The organism is Rhizobium sp. 21-4511-3d (genome assembly GCF_053522545.1).
The window spans coordinates 1-23144 of the sequence record NZ_JBNWCF010000012.1 but is presented as its reverse complement, the minus strand read 5'-3'; the positions used below and the strand labels follow the sequence as shown (position 1 = coordinate 23144).

General features: G+C 57.8%; 22 protein-coding genes and 4 pseudogenes. 18 read left to right on the top strand and 8 right to left on the bottom strand.

The window, feature by feature from the left end; genetic code table 11:
- Position 1 precedes the first annotated feature (1 nt).
- From ACQZ5H_RS23680 to ACQZ5H_RS23630, 11 genes and pseudogenes are all read left to right on the top strand, one after another.
- Complete coding sequence (locus ACQZ5H_RS23680) at positions 2 to 886, top strand: SMP-30/gluconolactonase/LRE family protein (RefSeq protein ID WP_449099146.1); 885 nt, start codon at positions 2 to 4, stop codon at positions 884 to 886.
- Positions 887 to 1028: 142 nt separating this feature from the next.
- Positions 1029 to 2042, top strand: coding sequence for an ABC transporter substrate-binding protein (locus ACQZ5H_RS23675; RefSeq protein WP_130279691.1), 1014 nt, complete (start codon positions 1029 to 1031; stop codon positions 2040 to 2042).
- Entirely contained in the window at positions 2042 to 3523 is a 1482-nt protein-coding gene (locus ACQZ5H_RS23670) for a sugar ABC transporter ATP-binding protein (RefSeq protein ID WP_203431642.1), read from the top strand. Before ACQZ5H_RS23675 ends, ACQZ5H_RS23670 begins: the two co-directional genes overlap by 1 nt.
- Position 3524: 1 nt before the next feature.
- On the top strand, positions 3525 to 4502 hold the full coding sequence (locus ACQZ5H_RS23665) for an ABC transporter permease (RefSeq protein WP_203431312.1): 978 nt from the start codon (positions 3525 to 3527) through the stop codon (positions 4500 to 4502).
- A 1-nt stretch (position 4503) separates the two neighbouring features.
- Entirely contained in the window at positions 4504 to 5451 is a 948-nt protein-coding gene (locus ACQZ5H_RS23660) for an ABC transporter permease (RefSeq protein ID WP_199628404.1), read from the top strand.
- A 569-nt stretch (positions 5452 to 6020) separates the two neighbouring features.
- Positions 6021 to 6311, top strand: a complete 291-nt coding sequence (locus ACQZ5H_RS23655; RefSeq protein ID WP_203431311.1) for a type II toxin-antitoxin system TacA family antitoxin — start codon at positions 6021 to 6023, stop codon at positions 6309 to 6311.
- Positions 6308 to 6805 (top strand): GNAT family N-acetyltransferase, encoded by a 498-nt coding sequence (locus tag ACQZ5H_RS23650; RefSeq protein ID WP_203431310.1) that lies wholly within the window; start codon positions 6308 to 6310, stop codon positions 6803 to 6805. The genes ACQZ5H_RS23655 and ACQZ5H_RS23650 overlap by 4 nt, the downstream gene beginning before the upstream one ends.
- Before the next feature lie 152 nt (positions 6806 to 6957).
- Positions 6958 to 7167 (top strand): annotated as a pseudogene (locus tag ACQZ5H_RS23645) (aldo/keto reductase); the annotation flags it as partial.
- 670 nt (positions 7168 to 7837) lie between these two features.
- Positions 7838 to 8428, top strand: a pseudogene (locus ACQZ5H_RS23640) (HNH endonuclease); the annotation flags it as partial.
- A gap of 145 nt (positions 8429 to 8573) precedes the next feature.
- Positions 8574 to 8801 (top strand): helix-turn-helix domain-containing protein, encoded by a 228-nt coding sequence (locus ACQZ5H_RS23635; RefSeq protein WP_112717548.1) that lies wholly within the window; start codon positions 8574 to 8576, stop codon positions 8799 to 8801.
- The gene (locus tag ACQZ5H_RS23630; protein WP_112716948.1) at positions 8798 to 10060 is read left to right on the top strand and encodes a type II toxin-antitoxin system HipA family toxin; all 1263 of its coding nucleotides are present in this window, start codon (positions 8798 to 8800) and stop codon (positions 10058 to 10060) included. Before ACQZ5H_RS23635 ends, ACQZ5H_RS23630 begins: the two co-directional genes overlap by 4 nt.
- A 1103-nt stretch (positions 10061 to 11163) precedes the next feature.
- On the opposite strand, the gene ACQZ5H_RS23625 is transcribed toward ACQZ5H_RS23630, so the two are convergent.
- From ACQZ5H_RS23625 to ACQZ5H_RS23615, 3 genes are all read right to left on the bottom strand, one after another.
- Positions 11164 to 11286, bottom strand: a complete 123-nt coding sequence (locus tag ACQZ5H_RS23625) for a hypothetical protein (protein ID WP_281438227.1) — start codon at positions 11284 to 11286, stop codon at positions 11164 to 11166.
- A gap of 328 nt (positions 11287 to 11614) precedes the next feature.
- Complete coding sequence (locus ACQZ5H_RS23620) at positions 11615 to 11938, bottom strand: helix-turn-helix domain-containing protein (RefSeq protein ID WP_203431309.1); 324 nt, start codon at positions 11936 to 11938, stop codon at positions 11615 to 11617.
- Between the two features lie 3 nt (positions 11939 to 11941).
- The gene (locus ACQZ5H_RS23615) at positions 11942 to 12280 is read right to left on the bottom strand and encodes a type II toxin-antitoxin system RelE/ParE family toxin (RefSeq protein WP_449099145.1); all 339 of its coding nucleotides are present in this window, start codon (positions 12278 to 12280) and stop codon (positions 11942 to 11944) included.
- 603 nt (positions 12281 to 12883) lie between these two features.
- On the opposite strand from ACQZ5H_RS23615, the gene ACQZ5H_RS23610 reads away from it, so the two are divergent.
- The 5 genes from ACQZ5H_RS23610 to ACQZ5H_RS23590 all read left to right on the top strand — a co-directional run bounded on the left by ACQZ5H_RS23610 (position 12884) and on the right by ACQZ5H_RS23590 (position 15617).
- A complete protein-coding gene (locus tag ACQZ5H_RS23610; RefSeq protein WP_203431308.1) occupies positions 12884 to 13147 on the top strand; it encodes an MFS transporter in 264 nt (87 codons plus the stop codon).
- 195 nt (positions 13148 to 13342) lie between these two features.
- Positions 13343 to 13516: a hypothetical protein gene (locus ACQZ5H_RS23605; RefSeq protein WP_203431307.1), complete on the top strand. Its 174-nt coding sequence runs from the start codon at positions 13343 to 13345 to the stop codon at positions 13514 to 13516.
- A gap of 10 nt (positions 13517 to 13526) precedes the next feature.
- Positions 13527 to 13979 carry a zeta toxin family protein gene (locus tag ACQZ5H_RS23600; RefSeq protein ID WP_246777690.1) on the top strand — a complete coding sequence of 151 codons (453 nt, stop codon included), beginning with the start codon at positions 13527 to 13529 and terminating at the stop codon, positions 13977 to 13979.
- Positions 13976 to 14143, top strand: a complete 168-nt coding sequence (locus ACQZ5H_RS23595; RefSeq protein WP_246777689.1) for a hypothetical protein — start codon at positions 13976 to 13978, stop codon at positions 14141 to 14143. Before ACQZ5H_RS23600 ends, ACQZ5H_RS23595 begins: the two co-directional genes overlap by 4 nt.
- Positions 14144 to 14558: 415 nt before the next feature.
- On the top strand, positions 14559 to 15617 hold the full coding sequence (locus tag ACQZ5H_RS23590) for a nucleotidyltransferase family protein (RefSeq protein WP_246777768.1): 1059 nt from the start codon (positions 14559 to 14561) through the stop codon (positions 15615 to 15617).
- Positions 15618 to 15818: 201 nt separating this feature from the next.
- Here the strand turns inward: ACQZ5H_RS23590 and ACQZ5H_RS23585 are convergent.
- Both ACQZ5H_RS23585 and ACQZ5H_RS23580 read right to left on the bottom strand, forming a co-directional pair.
- Positions 15819 to 16277: pseudogene (locus tag ACQZ5H_RS23585) on the bottom strand (hypothetical protein); the annotation flags it as partial.
- Positions 16278 to 16368: 91 nt separating this feature from the next.
- Positions 16369 to 16641 (bottom strand): annotated as a pseudogene (locus tag ACQZ5H_RS23580) (Na+/H+ antiporter NhaA); the annotation flags it as partial.
- A 445-nt stretch (positions 16642 to 17086) separates the two neighbouring features.
- Between ACQZ5H_RS23580 and ACQZ5H_RS23575 the strand changes: the two are divergent.
- The gene (locus ACQZ5H_RS23575) at positions 17087 to 17503 is read left to right on the top strand and encodes a low affinity iron permease family protein (protein WP_112716942.1); all 417 of its coding nucleotides are present in this window, start codon (positions 17087 to 17089) and stop codon (positions 17501 to 17503) included.
- Between the two features lie 272 nt (positions 17504 to 17775).
- Here ACQZ5H_RS23575 and ku (ACQZ5H_RS23570) read toward each other — a convergent pair whose 3' ends face one another.
- Both ku (ACQZ5H_RS23570) and ku (ACQZ5H_RS23565) read right to left on the bottom strand, forming a co-directional pair.
- A complete protein-coding gene (gene ku, locus ACQZ5H_RS23570) occupies positions 17776 to 18588 on the bottom strand; it encodes a non-homologous end joining protein Ku (RefSeq protein WP_203431305.1) in 813 nt (270 codons plus the stop codon).
- An 11-nt stretch (positions 18589 to 18599) separates the two neighbouring features.
- Positions 18600 to 19517, bottom strand: a complete 918-nt coding sequence (ku, locus tag ACQZ5H_RS23565; RefSeq protein WP_203431641.1) for a non-homologous end joining protein Ku — start codon at positions 19515 to 19517, stop codon at positions 18600 to 18602.
- 562 nt (positions 19518 to 20079) lie between these two features.
- Between ku (ACQZ5H_RS23565) and ACQZ5H_RS23560 the strand changes: the two genes are divergently transcribed.
- Entirely contained in the window at positions 20080 to 20409 is a 330-nt protein-coding gene (locus ACQZ5H_RS23560) for a hypothetical protein (protein WP_449099144.1), read from the top strand.
- 1327 nt (positions 20410 to 21736) lie between these two features.
- Here ACQZ5H_RS23560 and ACQZ5H_RS23555 read toward each other — a convergent pair.
- Positions 21737 to 22513 carry an SOS response-associated peptidase gene (locus ACQZ5H_RS23555; RefSeq protein ID WP_203431640.1) on the bottom strand — a complete coding sequence of 259 codons (777 nt, stop codon included), beginning with the start codon at positions 22511 to 22513 and terminating at the stop codon, positions 21737 to 21739.
- Positions 22514 to 23144 lie beyond the last annotated feature (631 nt).

Genomic DNA, 23144 nt, shown 5'->3' with positions numbered 1-23144 from the left:
TATGGCGAAAAGCGCGCGTGATCCCGGTTTTGCGGATGTCGTCGGCGATGGGGCTTTGGAGACGCTGGCAAGCGGGCTCGGCTTCACCGAAGGTCCAGTTTGGCATCCCTACGAAAAATGGCTTGTCTTCAGCGACATGCCTGAGAACCGCATGTATATCCGCCGGCCCAACGGCATCATCGAGGATTTCCGGCGGCCGAGCCACAAGGCGAACGGCAATACACTCGACCGGCAAGGACGTCTTCTCACCTGCGAACATGCAACGAGCCGTGTTTCGCGCCTCGAGCGCGACGGTTCGACCAGCATCATTGCCACGCACTACAAGGACAAGGAGCTGAACAGCCCGAACGATATCGTCGTTGCGACGGGCGGAGCGATCTATTTCACCGACCCAACGTTCGGGCGCATGGAATATTACGGCGTGCCGCGGCCGCAGGATCTCGCCTTTCAAGGCGTGTATCGGGTCGACCCCGACGGTTCGAACCTGACCCTGCTTATCGACGATTTCGCCCAGCCGAATGGACTTTGTTTTTCCCTTGATGAATCGCGTCTCTTCATCAACGACACGGAGCGCCAGCATATCCGCGTCTTCAACATCTCGCCGCGGGGCGAGCTGTCGGGAGGCGCCGTGTGGGCCGAGACCAAAGGTGAGGAACCGGGCGCGCCCGATGGCATGAAGATCGATAGCTGCGGCAATATCTATTGCTGCGGACCGGGCGGCATCCACGTCTTTGACCCGTCTGGCCATACGCTCGGCATCATCCGCACGCCGGAGCCGACGGCCAACTTTGCCTTCGGAGACGATGACTTGAAAAGCCTTTATATTACTGCTTCGAGTTCGCTGCATAGACTGAGGGTGCGCGTGCCGGGGTTGAGACTGTTCTGAAGTCCGGGAAACCGGCTAGCAGGAATGGCCGTCGATGGAGGATCGGCGCCACGGATGCCTCGGCATCCGGATGACGGTTGCCGGAGGGCCGGAACCGGGGGAAGAGCCTTTCGCTCAATGCGAACAAATTGGGAGGATTGAAATGCATAAAATTTTCGTACTCGCCGGCCTTGCAGCGCTGCTTGCATCGGGCACGGCTCTTGCTGATACCAGCGGAAAGAAGATCGCGTTCTCGAACAACTACGCTGGCAATTCCTGGCGACAGGCGATGCTGAAGAGCTATGACATCGTCACCAAGAAAGCCGTTGCCGATAAGATCGTCGGCGCCGCCGACGTCTTTACGACGGCGGATCAGGAGGTGCCGACCCAGGCAGCGCAGCTACAGAATCTGATCCTGCAGGGATATGATGCCATCGTCATCAATGCGGCTTCGCCGGATGCGCTGAACGGCGCCGTCAAGCAGGCTTGCGATGCAGGTATCGTCGTCGTTTCCTTCGATGGTATCGTCAACGAGCCCTGCGCCTACCGTGTCGTCGTTGACTTCGAGGACATGGGCAAGCAAGAAATCGAGCAGATGAAGAAGCTCCACCCTAATGGTGGAAACCTGCTTGAGATCCGCGGGCTGGCAGGCACATCCATCGACGATTCCATTCACAAGGGTCTGCAGGAGGGCGTCGCCGCTCATCCGGAATTCAAGATCGTCAGCTCTGTGACGGGCAACTGGGACCAGACCACCGCACAGAAGGCCGTGGCGACCGTCCTGCCTTCTCTGCCGGACATCATCGGCGTCGTTACACAGGGCGGCGACGGCTATGGTGCCGCGCAGGCCTTTGCGGCAGCCGGCAAGCCGCGTCCGACCATCATCATGGGCAATCGGCAGGATGAGCTGCAATGGTGGAAAGAGCAGAAGGCCAAGGATGGTTACACCACCTGGTCGGCGTCGATCGCTCCCGGCGTTTCAACGCTGGCCTTCTGGGTAGCGCAACAGGTCCTCGATGGCCGCAAGGACATTCCGCACGATCTTCTAGTGCCCTATCTCGCCTTTACTCAGGACGATTTTGAGAAGCATCTGGCGGATATCCCGGCTGGTAGCGTCGCCACCACCGAATACACGCAGGACGATGCGATGAAAGCTATCAAGGCTAACATCAAGTGATGGTGCCAGCACCGGCTGAGGACACCCGGCCCATTGTCAGCCTGAGCGGCGCCGAAAAGCATTTCGGCGCCGTGAGGGCACTTGATGGCGTGGATTTCCAGGTCAATCCCGGCGAGTGTGTCGGGCTTGTCGGCCATAACGGCGCCGGCAAGTCGACGCTGATGAACATGCTTGCGGGAACGTTGACGATCGACCGCGGCCGGATGACGATTGCTGGGACGGTCGAGGAGCATTATTCGGTTGCCAGGGCACAAAAGGTTGGGGTCCGCTGCGTCTTCCAGGAGCTTTCGCTTTGTCCCAATCTCTCGGTCGCTGAAAACACCCGGATCAATCATCCTGCGTTGCGTGGCTTCGGCTGGCACCAGCGAGCCGCGTCGCTCATTACCGCTAGCCTCGACGAGATATTTCCCGACCATGGCATCGATGCTTCCGATGTCGTGGCGGATCTCTCGATCGGCCGACGCCAGATGGTCGAGGTTGCCCGGGCTTTCACGGTAACGGAGGATCCGCTGAATCTCGTCATTCTGGACGAGCCGACCTCTTCGCTTGACGCCCACACTGCCGGACAGCTGCTTGCCTTCGTCCGGCGGTTTGTGGCGGGGGGAGGAAGTTGCATCCTGATCTCCCATGTGCTCGGCGAAGTGCTGCAGAACTCAGACCGGATCGTCGTCATGCGCGACGGCAAGGTCGTCGCAACTGATCTGGCCGGTGCGTACGACCGGGATAGGCTGGTCGCCACCATGGGCGGCGCCGCGCACCGGGGAAAGATTTCGGCGCAGGTGGTTGCATCCGTCCAACCGGCAGGCGCGCCGCGTGTGAGGGCGAAGCCCGCCCAGCAAAAGGATGGCACGCAACTCGTCGCCCGGGCCGGCTCGATCATCGGCCTTGCCGGACTTGCAGGTCATGGGCAGACCGACTTGTTGCTTTCGATATTCAAAGCAGCCAACCGCGGAACAACCGGTGTCGAGGTGACGGCACCTGTGGCCCTTGTTGCCGGAGACAGGCAATCGGATGGCATTTTTCCGCAGTGGTCGATTGCCGAGAACATCGGTATCCGCTCGCTGAAGCGGCTGTGCGACCGGTTGCTGATCTCGCCGAAACGCGAAGCCGAGTTGGCGGAGATCTGGAAGAGCCGTATTGGCATCCGCACGCCGGACATGAGCAACAATATCGTGTCGCTTTCAGGCGGAAACCAGCAGAAGGCACTGTTTGCGCGTGCTCTCGGTTCCGATGCGGATATCATTTTGATGGACGATCCGATGCGCGGCGTCGATATAGGCACCAAGCTCGAGGTCTATGATCTCATCCGCCGGGAAGCGGCAAACGGTCGTACCTTCATCTGGTATACGACCGAGACGGAAGAACTCGACAACTGCCATCACGTTTATGTCTTCAAGAACGGTCGCATCGTCGCTAACCTGACGCGTGACGAGCTGACCGAGGAGAAGATCATTCAATCCTCCTTCGCCGAGGTGCATTAGGATGACTTTCGTTTCGCTCGACCGTTCCGTCACGCGTGCGGCCCGCAATAGCGCCGGCAGGACGAGGGCCTTGCGCGCCATGCTGCCGGCACTGTCGCTCGCGCTCGTGCTGATGGCGATCGCTTGGCTCAATCCGCGCGCGATTTCCTATTTCGGCTTCAGTCTCATGCTGAACCTCGCTATTCCGATTGCGCTTGCGACCATCGCGCAGATGTTCGTGATCGCCGGCAACGAGCTCGATCTTTCGATTGGCACTTTTGTCGGTTTCGTCGGTTGCGTCACTGCGACTTGGCTGCGCGATGCGCCGCTTCTCGGCATCGCCATTCTGCTTGGATCCATTGGTATCTATGCATTACTGGGGGCATTGATCCACCTGCGAAACCTGCCATCGATCGTCGTGACGCTGGGCATGAGCTTCGTTTGGCAGGGGCTGGCGATCCTGGTCCTGCCGAAGCCAGGTGGCAAGGCGCCGGACTGGCTGCAGGCGATCACATCCTTCAAGCCGCCCATTGTTCCCTTTCCAATCGTTGCTGCCGTGATCATCGCCCTGATCGTCTATTTCGGGCTGATGCGCACCTCCTATGGCGTGATCTTGCGCGGATCGGGCGGCAATCCGGCAGCGCTTGCACGCGCCGGATGGTCTCTGTTGCGCACCAAGGTCACGCTTTTTGCGCTTGCCGGCTGCTTTGGCCTCCTCTCGGGGCTGACGCTGATCGGGATCACCTCGTCGGGAGATGCCAATATCGGGAATGGTTACACGCTCTTGTCGATCGCAGGCGTCATTCTCGGCGGAGGCGAATTCATGGGCGGGCGCGTATCGCCGATTGGTGCCGTCATAGGCGCGCTGACGCTCGCGCTTGCGGCGTCATCGCTGCTGACCTTCATGCATATTCCGCCGGATTGGCAGGTCGCGGCAAACGGTGCGATCCTCATCATCGTGCTTGCAGCGCGTGCTCTCATCAGCCGCAAGGAGGCGTAATATGGCGCGTTTGAAGGCTCTTGCTGCAAAGCCCTGGATCTGGTCCTTTATGGGCGCATTGGCCGCCTGGGTGGCGACGATCGCCTTTACCGGCGGCTACGGTGCCGGCGGTATGATCACGGCAGCACTCTCGCTCGCCGTGTTCATGGTCATCGTCGGTATCGGCCAGATGTTCGTCATCACACTTGGTCCCGGCAATGTCGATCTCTCGCTGCCGGCCAATATCGGTCTCGCCAGTGCCGTCGCCATGAAGACGATGGACGGGCAGGACAGCATGATCGTGATCGGCCTGCTGGCGGCGCTCGCCAGCGGCGCTGCGGTAGGGGTTGCGAACTATCTGCTGATCTGGGCCTTGCGCATCCCACCGATCATCGCGACGCTGTCGGCAAGCTTCATCATCCAATCGATCGACATCAGCTATGGCCGCGGGCTGCAAATCAAGCCGCCGCCTGGCTTTGCCGAGTTCACCAACATCCAGATTCTTGGCTTTCCGGTACTGGCTATGTTCACGGTGCTCTTCACGGTGGGCGCTTCGATTGCCCTAAACCGCATGATCTATGGCCGGTCCGTCCTGGCAATCGGGCAGAATATCCGCGCCGCATGGCTCGCCGGCGTCAATGTCGGCCGCATCCGCTTTTTGACATATACCCTGTCTGGCATGCTCGGGGGATTGAACGGCGCACTGCTGGCCGGCTATTTCCGCGGTGCCAATGTTGATATCGGCAATGAATACCTGCTGTCGTCCATTGCGGTGGTCGTCATCGGCGGCACGTCCGTGGCCGGCGGCAAGGCGAATGTTCCCGGCATCTGGGGTGCGGCGCTTTTTCTCGTGTTGTTGCTGACGATGCTGAACACCTTTGGCGTCAGCGCAGGCATACGCCTGCTACTCACCGGCCTCATCATTGTCGGTGTCATCACCGCAGCGGGAGGCCAGAAGCCGGCGCGGTAAAGGGCTGGTGTCGTTTGTCAGTTAACCGTGAGAGCGCGGCTGTTGTTTCCGGTTTATCACTTAAGCTCCTGTTCGGCACTTCGCGTATCGATAATCCAACGGCGCTGATTAACAGCCTGACCATCGGAACTGTGTGCGTGCAGGAGGGCGGTGTTGGTGCCGGTTGTGGCCCCGAGGTCATGGCATCTTGCCAGCTTGACCGGAGATGCTTGCTGGCAACGTTCAATTGGGTGGTAGTCATCGCCCTGCACGGCGGAAGTCCGTAATATGCGAGCCGTACGGTCAGATCAGCGTAATCTTTTCCGAAGAGTTGAGGATCCCGCGCACAAAGGTCTCAGGCATAGCCATTAGCCTGCCTCCTAGCTTCGAGTGGTGAATCCAAATGAGCGAGGTTGACGCCCACTACAAAGAAATTTCCTTGGATAGCTCTATTACGACTGGGCCGGTGGTTCGCACCCCATCGAGAGCCCATTGTACGTGTCAGCTCATAATCCCGTAACGACACGACCGTTACGGGGCTTGTAACGATAGTGTCGTTACGCTATAGCATTATCACATTGGAGTTGCCCATGCCGACGAAACGCAAAAATTTGGAAGCAAGCGTTCCATTGAATATCCGTATCAAGCCCGCAACGCGCAATCTTATCGACCGCGCGGCTGAACTGCTTGGCAAGACACGCACAGATTTCATGCTGGAAGCCTCTGAACGCCGCGCCGAGGAAGTACTGCTTGACCGTACCGTCTTCACGGTAAGTCCTGAGGTGTATGCCGAATACCTTACCCGACTTGATGCGCCCGCGAAGCCGAATGCGCGTCTGAAACGCACAATGTTGACCCAAGCTCCATGGGATGAGGCGTGACCCTCACTTCGCCTGCCCCTTTGGCCGAGCATCATGAACTTGTCGGATTTGATTCCGGCGTTTCAGAACTGGATGATTGGCTGCGCCGACGAGCGCGAGTTAATCAGGCAAGCGGTGCGTCTCGTACTTTCGTGGTTTGCGACGGAAATCGTGTCGTCGCCTATTACGCTCTCGCCTCCGGCGCGGTGAGGACACCAGAAGTTCCAGGCCGGTTTAAGCGAAACATGCCAGATCCGATCCCAGTCGCTGGACTTGGTCGCCTGGCTATCGACCGGACCTATCAGGGCCGCGGTATCGGTCGGGCATTGGTGCGTGATGCAGGGTTGCGCCTGCTCAACGCAGCCGAAATACTTGGTATCCGCGGCGTGCTGGTGCATGCGATTTCAGATGACGCACGTACCTTCTACGAGGCCGTTGGATTTCTCCCATCTCCGTCTGACCCGCTGATGCTGATGATCGGATTGAAAGATCTCAGCAACGCGTTGAGCGCGTAGACGCTATCATCGAGTGCTCGGTTTCAGCAACGCTGAGCGGCATCGCTGCGCGGGATGTTCGTTCCATCCAGAAGGTGCAAGTGAACAGAACAAGTGCTGCAATCAGCCAGTCAAGGAGGTGCGGCAGGATGGAGATAAAAATCGGTGACGGCCCCGCCGTCACGAGCGTCCTCTGCGGCACGTCCAATTCCGACCACATGAGTTACGATGTCCAGGCGATGACAGGACCTCTTCCGGACGAGCGCATGCGGGCTCGGATGGTCGCGCACATGAAAACAATTCCCGGCTTCGGCTCCATCGGCACGATGCCGTGGTATATCGGCAAAGAGAATATGTATTCCGGCCTGATCCGAGAGGCATAGACAAATGCCGCGCAGCGCCTGCAGTAACGGCGCATTGATTAACCCGCCATCACGTTGGCACAATCACGGGAAGGCCGGCCTTGCCTTCCACTAGACGCGCGCTTCTGACGGCCTTTCTGACGCTGCCGCTCGTTGAGGTGGCGAGAATGAGGCGTTTGCGCAGGCCGTTCCCGAACTGCCGCTCACGCCCGCATATAACGATGGAGACGGACCGACCCTTGAACGGGAAGGCGGCCCCTTCTTCAAGCCGAACTCGCCGCTGAACCGGGATCTCTATTCGGATGCACCCGGAGGCGAGCGAATAACGGTCGCAGTTCGTACTCGACATTCGCTGCCAGCCGCTTGGCGGCAGCCGCGTTGAGATTTGGCATGCGGACGAAAACGGCGCCTAGGACACCGTGGGTTTCCGTCTGCGTGGGCACCAGTTCGCCGACACCAAGGGGCGCTGGTGGTCCACCACCATCATGCCGGCGCTTTATCCCGGCCGAACGCGTCATTTTCATTTCAAAGTCCAGCGTCCGGGTAGGCGCGTTCGCACCACCCAGCTCCATTTCCCTGGAGAACCCAGAAATGCTTGGCAGAGTGCTTCCGTCTTTCTGGGGCGGCGGATCGGCAGTTATGGTCTCCGCGGCCTGGTACATCCAGGCTGGGATGGCGTGGATGTTGAAGAGGGCCGTATTCCGGCAGGGCGCAGGCTGCAGTCCGGCCGATGTCCGCAGCAGATTTCAACCGCATCGTATCGATTGGCATAGACGAGCATGAGCCTGAACTGCCTCGGCTGGATGAGCCGGGGGGACGCATGCGGCCGATGGATTTGCAGATGAAGCTCAAGCGCCGTTCATGTTCGAGCAGGAGCGCGACCGGGTTATGCAACTCTCGTCGCGGATCGTTCGAAATCGGCTGTTTCGCCGGCTCGTTCTTCACGCCTATGACAAACGATCCGCCATCACGGGATTGAAGCTCATCAACGGTGGTGGCCGGGCGGAGGTCGACGCCGCACATATCGGGCCGGTGGAAGCGAGCGGACCCGACATTCTTTCCAACGGAATTGCTCTTTCGGGCACCGCACACTGGATGTTTGATCGCGGTCTGATTGGTCTTTCGGACGATCTTGATATCCTGATATCGCGTCAGGCGAATGATCCTGACAGCATTCAAGGACTCCTCAACAAGACTGGGAAGGCGACCATGCCTAGCATGGGTCTTCGAGCGGCCACATCCCCAGTTCCTGAGATGGCACCGTGAGAACTGCTTCAAGTAGTAAGCGCAAGGGTAAGTCGTGCGATGTAGTCCCGAGCGGGTCTATTTCGGTCAGTTGGCCAAAAAAATCCGAAAATCATCCCGATCGGTTCTTTTGTCTTTCTTTTGCGCCATCCGATGATATAATCATCCCGATAGGGGTGATTATGGACAAGATCAAAGATACAAAAACTCTCGGCATGCTGATCCGTCAGGAGCGCAGACAGCAAGGGTTAACCCAGGAGCAATTGGCCGGGGCGATTGGTGTGGGCGTACGGTTTCTGCGTGAACTTGAGGCCGGCAAAGAGAGCTGCCAGATTGGCCGTGCGATGCAAGTCTTGGCCGGTCTTGGTCTTCTTGTTTCCGTTGGGCGTCGCCAGGGCCCGCGATCGTGACCCGCGTCTTGGACGTCTATTTTCGCGACACCAAGGCGGGCGTGCTCGGCCGGCTTGACGACGGCCTACTGATCTTCGCCTACGATGGCGCGTATCTCCTGGACCAACGATCGCGAGCGATCTCGTTCTCGATGCCCCTGCAAGAAGAACCCTTTGGTGATCAGGTCGTGCGCCCGTTTTTTTCCGGTCTCTTGCCGGACGAAGGCGCGCGGCAACGCCTAGCTGGTGCGCTCGGCCTCTCGGCAGGCAATGCCTTCGGGCTACTGGAAGTTATCGGCGGCGAATGCGCAGGTGCCTTGTCAATCTATCCCACCGGCACAGCGCCCGAACCTCCCGGCCAGTCCCAAGCCGAAATTCTCACTTCGGAACGTCTGGACGAGGTTCTCAGCAGGCTGCGGACCCGGCCTCTGCTTGGCGGAGACGAGGGCATCCGCCTGTCGCTCGCCGGCGCGCAGGACAAACTGGCGGTCATTGTCGATGGAGATTCTATCGCCTTGGCAAGAGACGGAAGACCAACGACCCATATCTTGAAACCAGTCATCCAGGCGTTGGAAGGCACGGTGGAGAACGAGTATTTTTGTATGCAGCTGGCCGCCCGCCTCAAGCTGCCCGTACCCCATGTTCAGATTCGCCTGGACGGGGCGACTGCCTTTCTCCTGGTTGAGCGTTATGATCGAACGAAAGCTGCGGACGGCATCATTGAGCGCCTACACCAGGAAGACTTCTGCCAGGCCCTTAGCGTACCGCCAGAGCTGAAGTATGAGGCCGAGGGAGGACCGGGAACAGAACGATCTCTCGGGCTGATCGACAACGCCTGCGCGAGGCCCGTCGCGGATCGGTTGCAGTTCATCCGCATGCTGATCTTCCACTATCTCGTCGGCAACGCTGATGCCCACGGCAAGAACTACGCCCTGCTTTATGGCTCCGATGAACCGGATCTGGCGCCGATCTACGACGTCGTTTGCACGGCTGTTTATCCCCGCTTGTCAAAGAGGCTCGCCATGAAGATTGGTGGCCGCGATGTGCCCGACACGATCCAGTTGAAGCATTGGGCGACACTCGTGCCCGAAACCAAATCTTCTCAGCGCATCCTTGTCCGCGATCTTGCCCAGATGGCGGAAAGGATTGTGAGCGAGGCCGACGCCCTTGTTGCAGAACTGGCCCACGAGGGGATCAGGCACCCCATCCTGAGTGCAATTCGCAAGGTCATCTCAAGTCGGGCTGGTTTGCTACAGAGAGCCGCGGAGCATGTATCTTAAGCAGTTAGTGGTCGCGGATATCCAGCGTCTTGTCCTTCGATCAAAGGGTCGGTGGTTCAAATCATTTCCTTCGGCTCCGGAAACTGCTTTCCTCGTCTGAGATGCAAGACCACCTTCGTTTCGAAGGGCCGGAGTGTACGCTTTGTCGTGACCAACCTCCTCGGTAGATATTCAAGCGAGGAGGTTGGCCTGAAACGACTACGCGTCGCTGTATGAGGGGACAGCATAATGCGCATATGCCTCTAGCAACATTTGCAGGTATTCGGTGGTGCTTGAGGTCTGCTCACCCAAAGCTGGTCAGTGAAAAGGTATCTTCGACCACATGGTCTCCCACTCAATTTCGATACCGCGCTGTGCTGCAACGTTGATCGCCTGAGTTGGGGCCTTATCATCCGGCCACAAATCCTCTTCGAGCGAGATTCAAACGTCGTTGTCTTCATCGACGGTGATTTCGGCCAACAGCGCCCCCAGTCGTTCGCTTACGTTCGTCGAGTCATCTAAGAGTGCGCTTCTCATGAGAAGAACGATGTTGCGTTCGTTCAACTCAAGTTTTGGACGGTCATCGACTACGTGGAATTCAGGTTTGCTAGTGTCTGATTTCGCTTTATCGCCGATCGGCGGGAGCGATTTGCCTTCATCTTCGCACCAGAAAGCAGCGTCGAAAATGTCGACTGGGGCAGCGCCACATGCGGGGCAATGCCACAGATTTTTAGCGATCTGAACGCCCGTGATCTTCCCATCGCAATGCAAGCAAAACCAGGTGTCGGAGTCGCGGTCTCATAGCGGATGGCGAGCTTTGCCGTCCCCATCAGGTTTTGTCGACCTCCTTGGCCACTCGGACGAGATCTTGCTGCGAACCTGCGACATCCGATTGTTGCCTAGGCTCAGCGCTTCTTCGAGTAAGTCGGCGTCGAACACGGGGCACTGGTCGTCGGCTGCAACACTCGTCCTTGTTCAAGATACCCCCAGCGACGCGCACTTGCGTCGGTACTTCCCATCGTAAAATCCGCCGGTGAAACGTGCTTCGCGACCACTGCTTCGATGGTCGCCACCTGCTCGGAGCTTGGGATCCACCCATTCTTGTTGGCGGTGACGAGTTGTGTCTAATTCGCAATGCCGAGGTGTATGGCAATGAAGTTCAGAGCTTCATGTAGCGCCACCCTGGTGACTCGGGCGGGATGTTTTCCAAGAAGCTTGAGGTGGCTAATTTCTGCTGCTTCGGTCATATTCAGTTCCTGAATTGATCCGACCATGTGCCCGCTAATGGCCAGACCTGCCGGCACAGTGTGACAATTCAGAGATGGAACGCTGACATAGCTTTGCGTGGCGGGCACACCGGCCTGCGTGTAAGGCCGCCTCATGTATGACAAGCGGCACGCCATCGGTCAAGTGAAGACCATAACAGACCAGTTAGTAGCACGCGTTTTGAGGCCCGTAATGATGTGAAAAGGTAGCCAATTCAGTACAGCGGGAAAATCCGCTCACTGATCGTAGGTTCGAATCCATTCAAGGCGAAAATGACGAAATCGAATACGCGAGGGACCGGAGCTCCGGTTACGTTAACATCTGAAGTCCGTGTTTCTGCACAAGCGAAAGTAGCTTCAGCGCGGGTCCGCTAGGCCGTTTGGCGCCGGTTTCCCACTTTTGCACTGTCGACTGACTGGTGTTCAGATAGCGGGCGAAGATCGGCTGGCTGACGTGGTTCTTCTCACGCAAAGCCTTGATCTCATCCGGCGTCAGGTCAGGTGGGACCACAAGACAATCTTCATCGAATGTCCGCATCGTTTCCTTATCGATGGTCCCCGCCGAATACATGCCTTCAACAGCACTGTGGATTGCCTCGAAGGCATCGCTCTTGAACTTGCGATTAGTCGCCATGGTCTATCTCCAAAAGGCCTCGAGTTCCGACTCGAGATCAGTTTTCGTCTTGCGGCGGTAGAGGTCAGCGAGCTTTCGGAATGCTTGAAGCTCGTCGTCATCAATGTTCGCCCGATCTTTCTTCGCGAAGAGATAGGCGAACACCCAGAACTCGCCTGCCTTGGCCAGAACGATTGAACGATGCATGTTATCGTTGAGACGCTTATTGAAGACACCACCACCAAGATCGTCGGCCTGTCCAAGTGCCATTTGGCGGATTGCCGCCGACAAAACCTTGTCGGAAATGCGCGCCTTCTTTGCCGCCTTGGCGAACCATGCTGTTTTGAACACTCTGTCTGACATCGGTTTATATAGCACTAAGTGCTATGCCCATCAAGGTATAGGGAGAGAACTATTCAGCTTCCCATACCTGATTCTAGGAATGCAAGCAGCAAAGGCAGGCTGGTCCTGCGGAAGGTGCCATCAAAGGACTGCTGCCGCACGGCCCACATAATCTGCGGGATATCCTGGCAACGCATTTCCTCAAGCAGACCGGCTCCTACAAGCCCCACGGCAACCGATGCTTCTTGTCTCAGTCGCTTCGCCAATCGGCAACGTTCATTCAGCAGCACACAATCACCAACCAGCGTCGCTGGTCGTTGGCTAGGCCAAAGTTCGTAGCGGGCCACAGGTTCATATCTGCTCAAGAGCATCCAACCCGGCGGCTCAAAGGTGGCAGCATCGTTCGCACGTTCATCCTATTCCGACCCTGACCAGAAGCTTGCCGAAGTTACCACCCGATAGCATGCCGATGAAGGCGCTGGGGGCGGCCGACCGACTGATGGCGAGTGGACCGCGCCCGAACGTTGTCCGCAAGACCTGCATGGAAGCCGCCTGCCTGGTCTCCACCATCTGCATGCTGATGTGCACCTTCCGTGATCCGGACGTCGCTGTTGGCGGGCTGCTGTGTCGTCCATCGGCCACGGACTCGGCGGCTTCAATCTATTTGCGATCGGCCAGACCCTCGCAGGGCCGTCCGCGACCGCGAAGTGGATCGGGCTGCAAAACTGCTTCGGCAACATCTCGGGGATTGTAGCGCCGGTCATGACTGGCTTGATCGTCGACGCGACGGGGGCGTATGGCTCCGCCTTTCTGCTTGCCGCGCTCATGTCCGTCATCGGGCTTCTGTCCTGGACCATTGGCATCCGCCGGATCGAACCGCTCCGGTGAACCCATTGATCAGACGCGCGTTGAGCATGTTGGTTTTTTGAAACTTGGTGGGCGCTGGTTCACATCCCTTCAATCGAAGCTGTCTCCTTCGGCCCGTTGCATTCAGTGCTGCTGTCGCTGGCACCTGGCACAAGCTGTATTTGCAGCCGACGGCCTGTCGCATTATGTTATGGAAGAATGGAAAGGAGATCGCTGATGCTCTTGCAGAAATACCGCGAGAACAGGCAAGCCTTGAAGGAGATCGGCCGGGAAGCCATCGCCGAGAGCCGCCGTATGGGCCTAACGATCACTGCCAAGGATCGGCAGAACGAGGCGAAGGATAAGGCCCGGCATGAGCGCAAGGAACGTGCTCCGGCTACCGTGAGGTAGCAATCGCTCCATGCCCGAGTTGTCGTGTATCCTCCTCGCAGGGCCGAACGGCTCCGGCAAAACTTCCGCCTTCGCGAAGCTGAAGCTCGAGGGTGTTTGGATCAACGCGGACGAGATCGCCAAAGCGATGCCGGCCGCCGATAACAGATCGACCGAAATCCAAGCTGGTCGAGCGGCTCTCGTGAAGATTCACGAGATGATCGACACCAGGCAGTCTTTTATTTTCGAGACGACGCTGAGCAGCAACCAATCGTTGAGAATGATGCGGGCTGCCAAGGCAGCCGGGTTCAAGGTCGGCCTTTACTATGTTGCTTTGGATTCCGTTGAGACGAACGTCGAGCGCGTTAGACAGCGTGTCCTCAAGGGCGGTCACGACATCCCGGAGGAAAACATCCGCAGGCGGCACGATGGATCCTTCGAGAAGCTGACGAAGCGCTCGGGATTGCAGACGAAGTTTTGTTGATCGACAACTCAGGGATAGAACCGCACGAGGTCTTCGCCATTAACGGCGGCGTCGTCCAGTCCTTCGACATCGATGACAACCAAGCGCTGCACAAGCTCTTTGAGGCCAAGGTCTGCGAAGCGTACCATCTCATGCGAGCGCTGGAATGCTTTGAGAGCAGTTGATTGAGGAGGGATAGCCTGCCTTCGGTTGACAGACCTTTAAATCTCGCCCACTTTCCGACCGCGCACCGCAAAGTTCGGCGAACTGCCCTCATGGGGCTTGCCGAAAGGAAAATCTACCCGGCGCGGGCTCCAGGTCAGAATGAGAATGATAATCGCCGGCGGCGATCGCTGGAGGTCCATAAAAAGGCGTTATGCAACAGGGACGTTAGATCAGTAGCTTAGCATGTGAGGGGCGATAGTTCGGGTCCGTACAAGTCGGGCATCTCGACACCGGCCTTATATTATGTCCGAGAAGATAGTATAGTGAGGATCACGGTAGGTGGTGTCTTGCACTGGCAGAGGCGGGCAGCGTCCACCGGGGAAAGCCGCAAAACTTGCTATACTAGATTTGCGAAAAAGATATAGAGGTGGCATGATTAAGCAGATTGACCTCATGTTTCGCACCATGGTCGCGGAACTCCAGCAACGGGCATTTGATGATGATTGGGCGGAAGACTTCCCTCCATCGGGTAGATTCGTGCCAGTAGCAGTTGATGGCCGGCGTTACTGGTATTTCGACCAGCCCGACGGAGAGGGTGGGCAGAAACGCCGTTATGTCGGGCCTGCCGACGACCCCCTGATTTCGGAACGGGTCGAAACCTTCAAGGGTGAGAAGTCTGACTATAAGGCTCGCCGCAAGTACGTTTCTACGCTAACGCGCGAAGCCGGTTTAATTGCCGCTGATCGCTTTACCGGTGATATCGTACAGGCGCTTGCCAAGGCCGGTCTCTTCCGGCTGCGCGGTGTTCTCATCGGCACTGTCGCTTTTCAATGCTACTCGGCATATCTTGGCATCCGTCTGCCTTCGGCGGCGATCCTAACAGGTGATGCAGACCTGGCCCAGGATTTCGCGATCTCCGCCGAGGTGGCAGATTCGCTGCCGCCGATCCTCGATCTCCTGAAAGGGCTTGATCCAACGTTCCGCGCAGTGCCGCATATCAGCGGCAGCTCTCGATCTCATGCCTTCCGGAACCAGAGCGGTTACAGGGTCGAGTTCATGACGACAAACAGGGGAGCCGAAGAATATTCGGACAAACCCGCCAACATGCCTGCTCTCGGAGGCGCGTCAGCCGAACCGCTAAGATTCATGGATTTCTTAATCCGCGATCCCGTTCGTTCGATCTTGCTACATGGTGCCGGTATTTCAGTTGCTATCCCTGATCCTTGCAGGTACGCGGTGCACAAGCTTATCATTGCCGGCCGCCGTCAGAATGACGCCGGCGGCCAGGCCAAACGGGATAAAGACCTTAGACAGGCAGGAATACTATTCGAGGTCCTGCCGGTCACGGGCCATGGGCCATCACTGGCTGACGCTCTGGAAGAGGCATGGGATCGCGGACCTGCTTGGAAGCTGGCCATCTCGGAAGCAGCCGAAACCATGCACAAGGAATATGGGGACGCTATCAATCGAATGGTTGGCATTCTCAAGAGATAAAGGTCAGGCCTGCTCAAAAGGAACGCCTATGACAATACTCATTCGCATCAGATTGTGCGGCCCCACCTGAAAAGCAAATAAAATCAATAGACCGCCGCGACCTTATAGGAAGCGATGGTTCACATCCCTTAAGAGCGAAACGACGAGCTCGGCTCGGACGTAGGGTGTAGCCGACATCCAAGGCGAGCATCTCATTCGATTTTATGCAGCTTCCCAAGCCTGATTGAGGATCTTGGCCGCAAGTGCGGCCTTGTCTTGTGGCAGGGAGCGACCATAGTGCTATTGCACGACGTCGGGCATGTCCTGAATGGCGTAGCTTGCCTGCTCGTAGGATCCGGTCTGCTTCAGAATATGCGTCGCAAGAATGTCGCGCAGGTTATGGGGTCCATGCGGCAACAAGCCCTTGATCGCACCCCCGTCCGGTATAGGCATTATAGATGCCATAGCATTGGATGACCGTCCGCCAAGCATCGCAGAAGGTTGTCGAGTTGTAGGCCGCATCAAGGCTGGTGGTCTTGAGCGTCTTGACGAACAGACTCCGTCGAGCAGAACACCACGATGGCGGTCGATGTAAGCGTCGAGGTATTTGTAGAGATCGAGCAAGTCGGGCAGGATCAGCTTGAACGGCTTCTGTGCGAAGAAGGAGGAGCCAGAGTTTTCGCGGACCCGGACTTAACCTGAAGCGCCAGATTCCAAGTGCGCCTGCGAGCTTCCCGAGGTTAAGTCCAGAGGCGACGCCGAAGTGACTGGCTCCGCCAGCACGCTTGCGGACGCGCCCATGAAGGAGACAACGGCATTTGCGAAGCGCAGTACCGACACGATGAAGAAAGCCACCGGCTTCTGGAGTGCGTGCTCGGGTTTGTGGAGCGGAGACTACTCGTGCCCAGCTTCGATATCGCCGTGTGTGACTTTCAGCGGTATGAAGCGCCTGGACGACGCCTGCGAGCGTGGCGTGAGTCACCGACAGGAAGACGGCGTACCACAGAAGAGCCCCAAGCCCGAGATAGGCCCAGATGTACTTCACGCCTGATAGGGTCAGAAACTGTCCTTCACCTTACGAAACAGGAAAAATTGAACATACCATCGCCATCATGGCACGTTCACCTTCACGGATGATTCTAAGGTCATTGCCTCTTTAAAGCAGCAGTGTAAGAAGCCGAATAAATGCGACACGCTTGAAGTTCATCTTGCCGGCAAATGCGAGCTCAAAGCCCTCCTCGTCTGCGCCGCGGGGTCGCCCGTATCGGCAGGGATGCAAAGGGCAAAGAGCTCGCAAAGTACGTCACCCTCAATTCGAGTACCGGGGCAAGGGAGTGTGGGGCGTTCCATTCGACGCTGCGCTGGATACGGAGGAACGGTCTGCGACGTCGGGTGGGTCCGAACCCAGACTAAAGTCCCAAGACCTGCTCCAACTGGAACAGCTCTGCTCCTGTTTGCGTTATCATTGGCCGGGCAACAGCGAGATTTCCATGAGCGATAACGTTATATCCAGAGGCTTTTCGAAATTTGCCACCCTGATCGCGGATCTGTCTGGCAAGCCGGCAACGTTCGTACTTGCGGTCGCACTTGTTGTTGTCTGGGCCGCCTCGGGTCCGGTCTTCGACTACAGCGAAAACTGGCAGTTGGTGATCAATACGAGCACTACGATCATCACCTTCCTAATGGTGTTTGTTTTGCAGAACTCGCAGAACCGGGACGGCAAGGCTTTGCAGGCGAAGCTCGATGAATTGATCCTGACATCGCAAGCGCAGAACAAGTTCGTCGGCATCGAGAAGCTGGACGAGCAGCAGCTTAGGGAAATGAGCCAGAAGCTGGCGGAGAGGGCTCAATGCGTCGAGGAAGTCGCAGAGGACAAGGCCGAGGAGCGTGAGCGTCGGCCCGTTTAAAAGAACGGAGCTGCATCAAGAACGCCGACGCTCTCGACGGACGTTTCGCCGGGTCGCTGAGCGCCGGATTCTGGCAATGGTGATGCCAAGACCGCCGACCGTTGCTCCCGCCAGCCCGCCGGAGGCGGCGTCCAGGTCATAGAGCTGTAAGGTGATCATTCCCTCATGAGCCAGAGCAGCACATACTGCCGAGACTGCAATCTTTTGCATTTGGGCCTCCTGAAGCTCCAGAGCGATCTCAGCTCGCTTGGACGTGTTATGAACGCAGGTACCTACCCGGCTGCTTTCCTGCTCTTCAACTCCTCCGCCACCGACTTCTTCAGCGCGTCCATGATGTTGACCACGTTCGACTTCGGAGACGCCTCGGACGTCTTGCCTTTAGCAGACTTCTTCGGCCTCAGCGCCTTCTTTTTCTCCTCGATCAGTTTCAGGAGGCTTTCCTGGATCGGATCGCTGACCATGTCAGGTGACCAATGCGATGTCTGCTGCTTGATCAGCTTCTGCACCAGCGGCACCAGGTCGGGATCGCCTTCGTCTTCGATATCGTCGAAGTAGTTCTCTTCCGGGCGGACCTCATCACCGAACCGGAGCGACCAGAGGACGATGCCTTCGCCGCGCGGCTCCAGGATGACGGCACGCTCCCGGCGGCCCATTACGAGTTTGGAGACCCCGACGACGCCATCGGATTTCATGGCGTCGCGAATGACGGCGAACGCTTCGTTGCCGACCGGGTCGTCAGGCATGAGGTAATTCGGCTTCTCCAGATAGACCCATTCGATGGATTCGGCGGGTACGAACTTCTCGATATCGATCGTCTTGACCGTATCGAGCGTCACGCGGTCAAGGTCGTCGTCTGTCAGTATGACATAGTCGTTCTCGCCACGGGCGTAGCCCTTGGCTTCGTTCTCGTCCTTCACAGGCTTGCCGGTTACGCTGTCGACATACTGGGAGACGACGCGATTTCCCGTCGATTTGTTGAGCGTATGAAACCGGACTTTCTCCGATTCCGATGTCGCAGAGGTCATCGAAACCGGGCAGGTGACCAGCGAAAGCTTCAGATAACCCTTCCAACGATAAGGGGCCATGGTCGATCTCCTCAGCTTGCCTTCCGGTGCGACGTGGATCTCGATGACGGGGCGGCCTTCGAGGCCGTTCCACGGGCAGCCTTTCCGGAAGACCCCTGATTGGCATTGGCCGCCGTGCGCGTCGCCTTGCTTTTGCCGTTGGCGCCGGAGGCTAGCAATCCTGCACTCTCGCGAAGAGCCGCAAGCAGGTCGTTGGGTTTGGAGATCTCGACCTTCTTCGGCTTGGGTAGCGCCTTGCCCTCGATCTTGGCCTTGACCAGTTCGGCAAGGGCGGTTTCGTACCTATCGTTGAAAGTCGCTGGGTCGAACTCGCCTTTCTTGGTGGAGATGATGTGTTTGGCGAGATCCAGCATCTCACCCTCGATTTTCAGCTTGGGCATCTCCTCGAACGCCTTGGCGCTTGAACGCACCTCGTAGTCGTAATTCAGGGTAGTGGCGATCAGGCCCTTGCCGTGGGGACGTATGAGGACGGTCCTCATCCTTCGAAAGAGGACTGCACGCGCAACGGCCGCAACCTTCGACTTTCTCATTGCGTCACGCAGCGCGACGAAGGCGTCTCCGCCCATCTTGTCAGGCGTGAGATAGTAGGGCTTGTCGAAATAGACATCGTCGATCTCATCGCAGGGTATGAAGGCCGCGACTGATAGCGTCTTGTTGCTTTCGGGAATGGTGGCAGCGATCTCTTCCGGATCGATCTGCAAATATTGACCGTTGTCGATCTCGAAGCCCTTGACCTGGTCCTCGCGCGGCACCGGATCTTCAGTCTCGCTGTCCACATAGATGCGGTTGACCTTGTTGCCGGACGCCTTGTTGATCATGTTGAACGAGATCCTGTCCGAGGTGCTGGCCGCGGTGTACAGGGCGACGCCGCAAGAGACCTCGCCAAACTTCAGGAAACCTTTCCATTGGGCACGCTGACCACCCGCCATGACGCCATACTCCGAATCACCCAGTTGCGACTCAAGTCCGAAACGGGTGATTCGTTCCGACTCGAAACGAATCATTTTTCAAAGGCTTAGGGCGTTTCGCTCTGAGATTGATTCATTGGCCTGTCACCGTCTGACAATTTCGAAAGGCTTCCATTAGTGGCGCCTTCGAGCCTGCTTCGGCCTTCATCTCTAAAAGGCCGGCAATCCGCGCAGCTTGCGATGCATCCAGAGCGAGAGGCCAAGTAGGGGACCGAAACCAGCCGAGGACTAGGCCGCCGCCAGGCAGCCAATCGGTAGAGCCGAGCATCTGCGTGAACTGTGATGATGCACTCAGCGGCAAAAGAGGCCAAAGTTGCCGTCATCTGGATCCCGCGGTGAAATAGCCGCGCCGGCCATTCGGCCCCTGCTCGGCATAAAAGTATCGCGATAATGACTGGCGAGCGCCGGGCCCCGTTCGTCGAGCGCACGCGCTTTGTCAAGCAAGCCTGCACTGAATTGGTGGAACCAGCAAAAACTTCCTGCGTTTGCTGACAACCGCTTCACCCGTATCGACGAGGCACCCATGTCCAATGTTCCGGAAGATCACGTCCTGATCTCAAAGGCTGTTAGCGCCTGGTATCGGCACTATGGTGTCGGCTGGGACGATAATGCGTCTTCGTTCCTTTGCGACGCGGCCATCAAGCTTTACGCGAACGGTTGTCGATCCCTCGAAATGCTGGCCGCCACCCTCATCTCAGACGTCGTCGGGATTGCAGCAACCCGTGTGAATGCTACGTCGTCCTATGCCGTCCACTCACGCCTGTTGAGTGCTCGGTTAAAAGCTGCATTCGTTCACTCGCACCGTGAGGCGTTCGGCCGCCGACATCCGCCATCGCCAATAGTCAAGCCGTGATCCGGCATCGATTGCGCGGAGGAGGGATAACGCTCAACCGTTCCGAGGCTTGTTCGAGTTTCCAGACGGCATAGGGCGTCGTCTTTGCCGGCGCCTGTTCAGGGCCGGGGCTCCCTCCGACCACCAGACCGCCCCTCGCTCCCGAGCGAGACCTTTGGGGCATCGATTGTCCTTCTGGCTTCAAGCAGACGCGCCGGGTCAGTAAAGGCTTCTCTCACTTTCCTGCGTGCAGACACAAGCTCCGCCACGAGACGCTTGTGTTCACCTTCAGTCAGATCAGGTCTCGACCTCCGCCAAAGGCGGCCGCGAACGATAATGTAACGGCGGTCGGTGTGGTGAGCGCGTCATTGCTGGTTTTACCGAGCACCTCCCTTGCCGCCCGCTTCCGGTAATGGGACGAAGCATCCGCGCCTCCGTGCCCTCGGCGTACTGCGGGAGTTAAGACCTCAGTCGCCCGCGGCAATAGCCGTGAGGGATGACGGATTTCTCCCATCTGGTTTCGTGTCCGGTGGCGCGATCATGGCATGAGGTCATGGCCGCCGTGCCTAACCGACGTAGTCCCGCACACCCCGTTACCCGGAGACCCCCGGTTGTTGTTACGTCCGTCACTCGGCGCGGGTTTGCACATCAGCACGTGTTAGAAGAAGGCCTCGGAACCACCATTGCCCTAATGGCCCGAAGCCTTCTCATGCACACCATCATTTCGTGTTGTGGGTCTCTCAGGTCCACAACGAGCAAATTGCTAAAATATGAAAGCCCGTTTTGTCAACGCGGATCACAGCCGAATTTTTTGCGAGCCGGTCGAACCTGCTGCTGACATTAAAGTTAAGACGGCGAACGTTGTCGGTAACCCACCGCACGCGTTCAATCTCTTCTCCCTCGACCCATTGCAGAGATCATCAGAGCCGCGCGCCGCCCTCGCGTGGGCTTCTTCATCGCTGTGCTCTCTTAGAATCTGCTCACCGCTCCGGAAACGCGTTGATCAAGATGATGTCTTCCGCCTCACGGAGCGAGAATAAATTACGGCACGAGCCAGAAACAAATCTGTTCCTTTCATCGGTTGCGGGACATCGCATCCATCGCATAGACCGTTTGCCTGATGGTTCTTCGATATTCGCCGCGGAGAGATTCATTACCCGTTTACCCACAAGACCTTCGAGGTTGAGACGGGGTTCAGGGTTCGGCGTGCACTTCACCGCCCGCGAGGGCTTATCAAAAGATTGCTGCCCGCTTTTTCTGTCGTGACTGATCAGAGTTTACTTCGACCCGCGTCAGCAGGATCAACAGCCCATCGGTTACTCATCCTCATGAACGTCGCTCGCGTCCTCTAGCCGAAAAGATCCGGCTCCGTCAGCATTTCGCCGGCCACATCGACGATCGTCGAGCCGTATGGCTCCCTTGCCACGATGCGGATCGCGTCGTTCGGCGCGGGACGTGCCAGGTGCTGGGCTTCGTCCCAGGGTGCGCGCATCCAGACGTCGGTCTCCTCCTTAGTCAGCAGTAAGACCGGCATCGCTTTTTCATGGACTGGAGCGACCACGTTATTGGCAGCGGTTGTTAAGAAGCCGTAGAGATCATCGGTCGTCAGCCCGTCCTTTACCTTGCGAACGCTCTGCCACTGCGGGACATGAATGCCTGCAAAGAACATAAGATCCGTCGTGTCGGCGCGGCCGAACCAGGCATTCGGCGTCTTGCCTCCAGGCTCCTGGCTGATAGGGTCGGGTTCCGCAAAGGTCGTTACAGGAACGAGGCAGCGGTGCTCGGCTCCGAACCATCGCCGCCAATGCGGCAAGTTGAGCTTGCGGACATTGGTGACGCCGCGATCCGGCTCCATCCGGAGCAGTTCGTTCATGTCTACAGGCTTGCCTTTGGCAGCAAGCTTTGCTGCGCGCGTCTCAGCAGCCTTCTTCTGGACGAAGACCGGTGAGGGCAGGCCCCACCTCGCGTGGACAAGCTGCTTCCTTCCGTCGTTGGTGTTGCGGATAATCGGTCCGAGCTGATCCGGGTTCATTTGGTAGGCCGGCATGAGGTTTATCAGGCTCTCAGCATCTGCAGCCCATTTCGAAACCCAATCCCGATCTTCCATGCGATACAAATTGCACATTGCTCGCCATCCTCCTGCACGAGCGGAAACCGTAGTCCAACGGCACTGGTGTGCCAACGTTTCATTCCAACTGGCGGGGCGCAAGCCAGACGATCCCAATCCGTCTTCCGAGGACAGAGCATCAGGGAACGGACATGGTCACGGGCCCCTCCCGCACCCACCATCGATTCCCGTAAGCTCTTGTTGTCGTATCATTTCTTTGGCTTCTAAGTTCCATTTTCAAATTCGGTCTTCCAAGGTGAGATCTCTTGTTCCCGTTACGGTCCGGCATATGAAGCTCCGCGCCGTCGCCGGCAAGCTTCCTTCTTCGCGCAGCGCGGGTGTACACATCGGCCTGCTAATTCGTCGTCCAGCCGAACCTTCAGCTGATCGCTCGTCGCGCGGTCCTCTGCGGCGATCGAGGCGCCTGCCCGTTGCGGTGTCTTCCATGGATCGTTCTTTGATTTTTGGTCGTGGCCAAAAAAAGCGGCGCCTACCGGTTACGGGAGACGCCGCTGATGGCCGGTCGCAAAGGCGATCGGAGCCTTACAAAGTAAGCGCTGTTTTCAGGCCACGGCTTTGAGTTCGTGCCTTGCGGCATAGGTCCACGGCAGCAGGTCGTCGATTTGGCTATTTGGATGGCCGTTGGCGA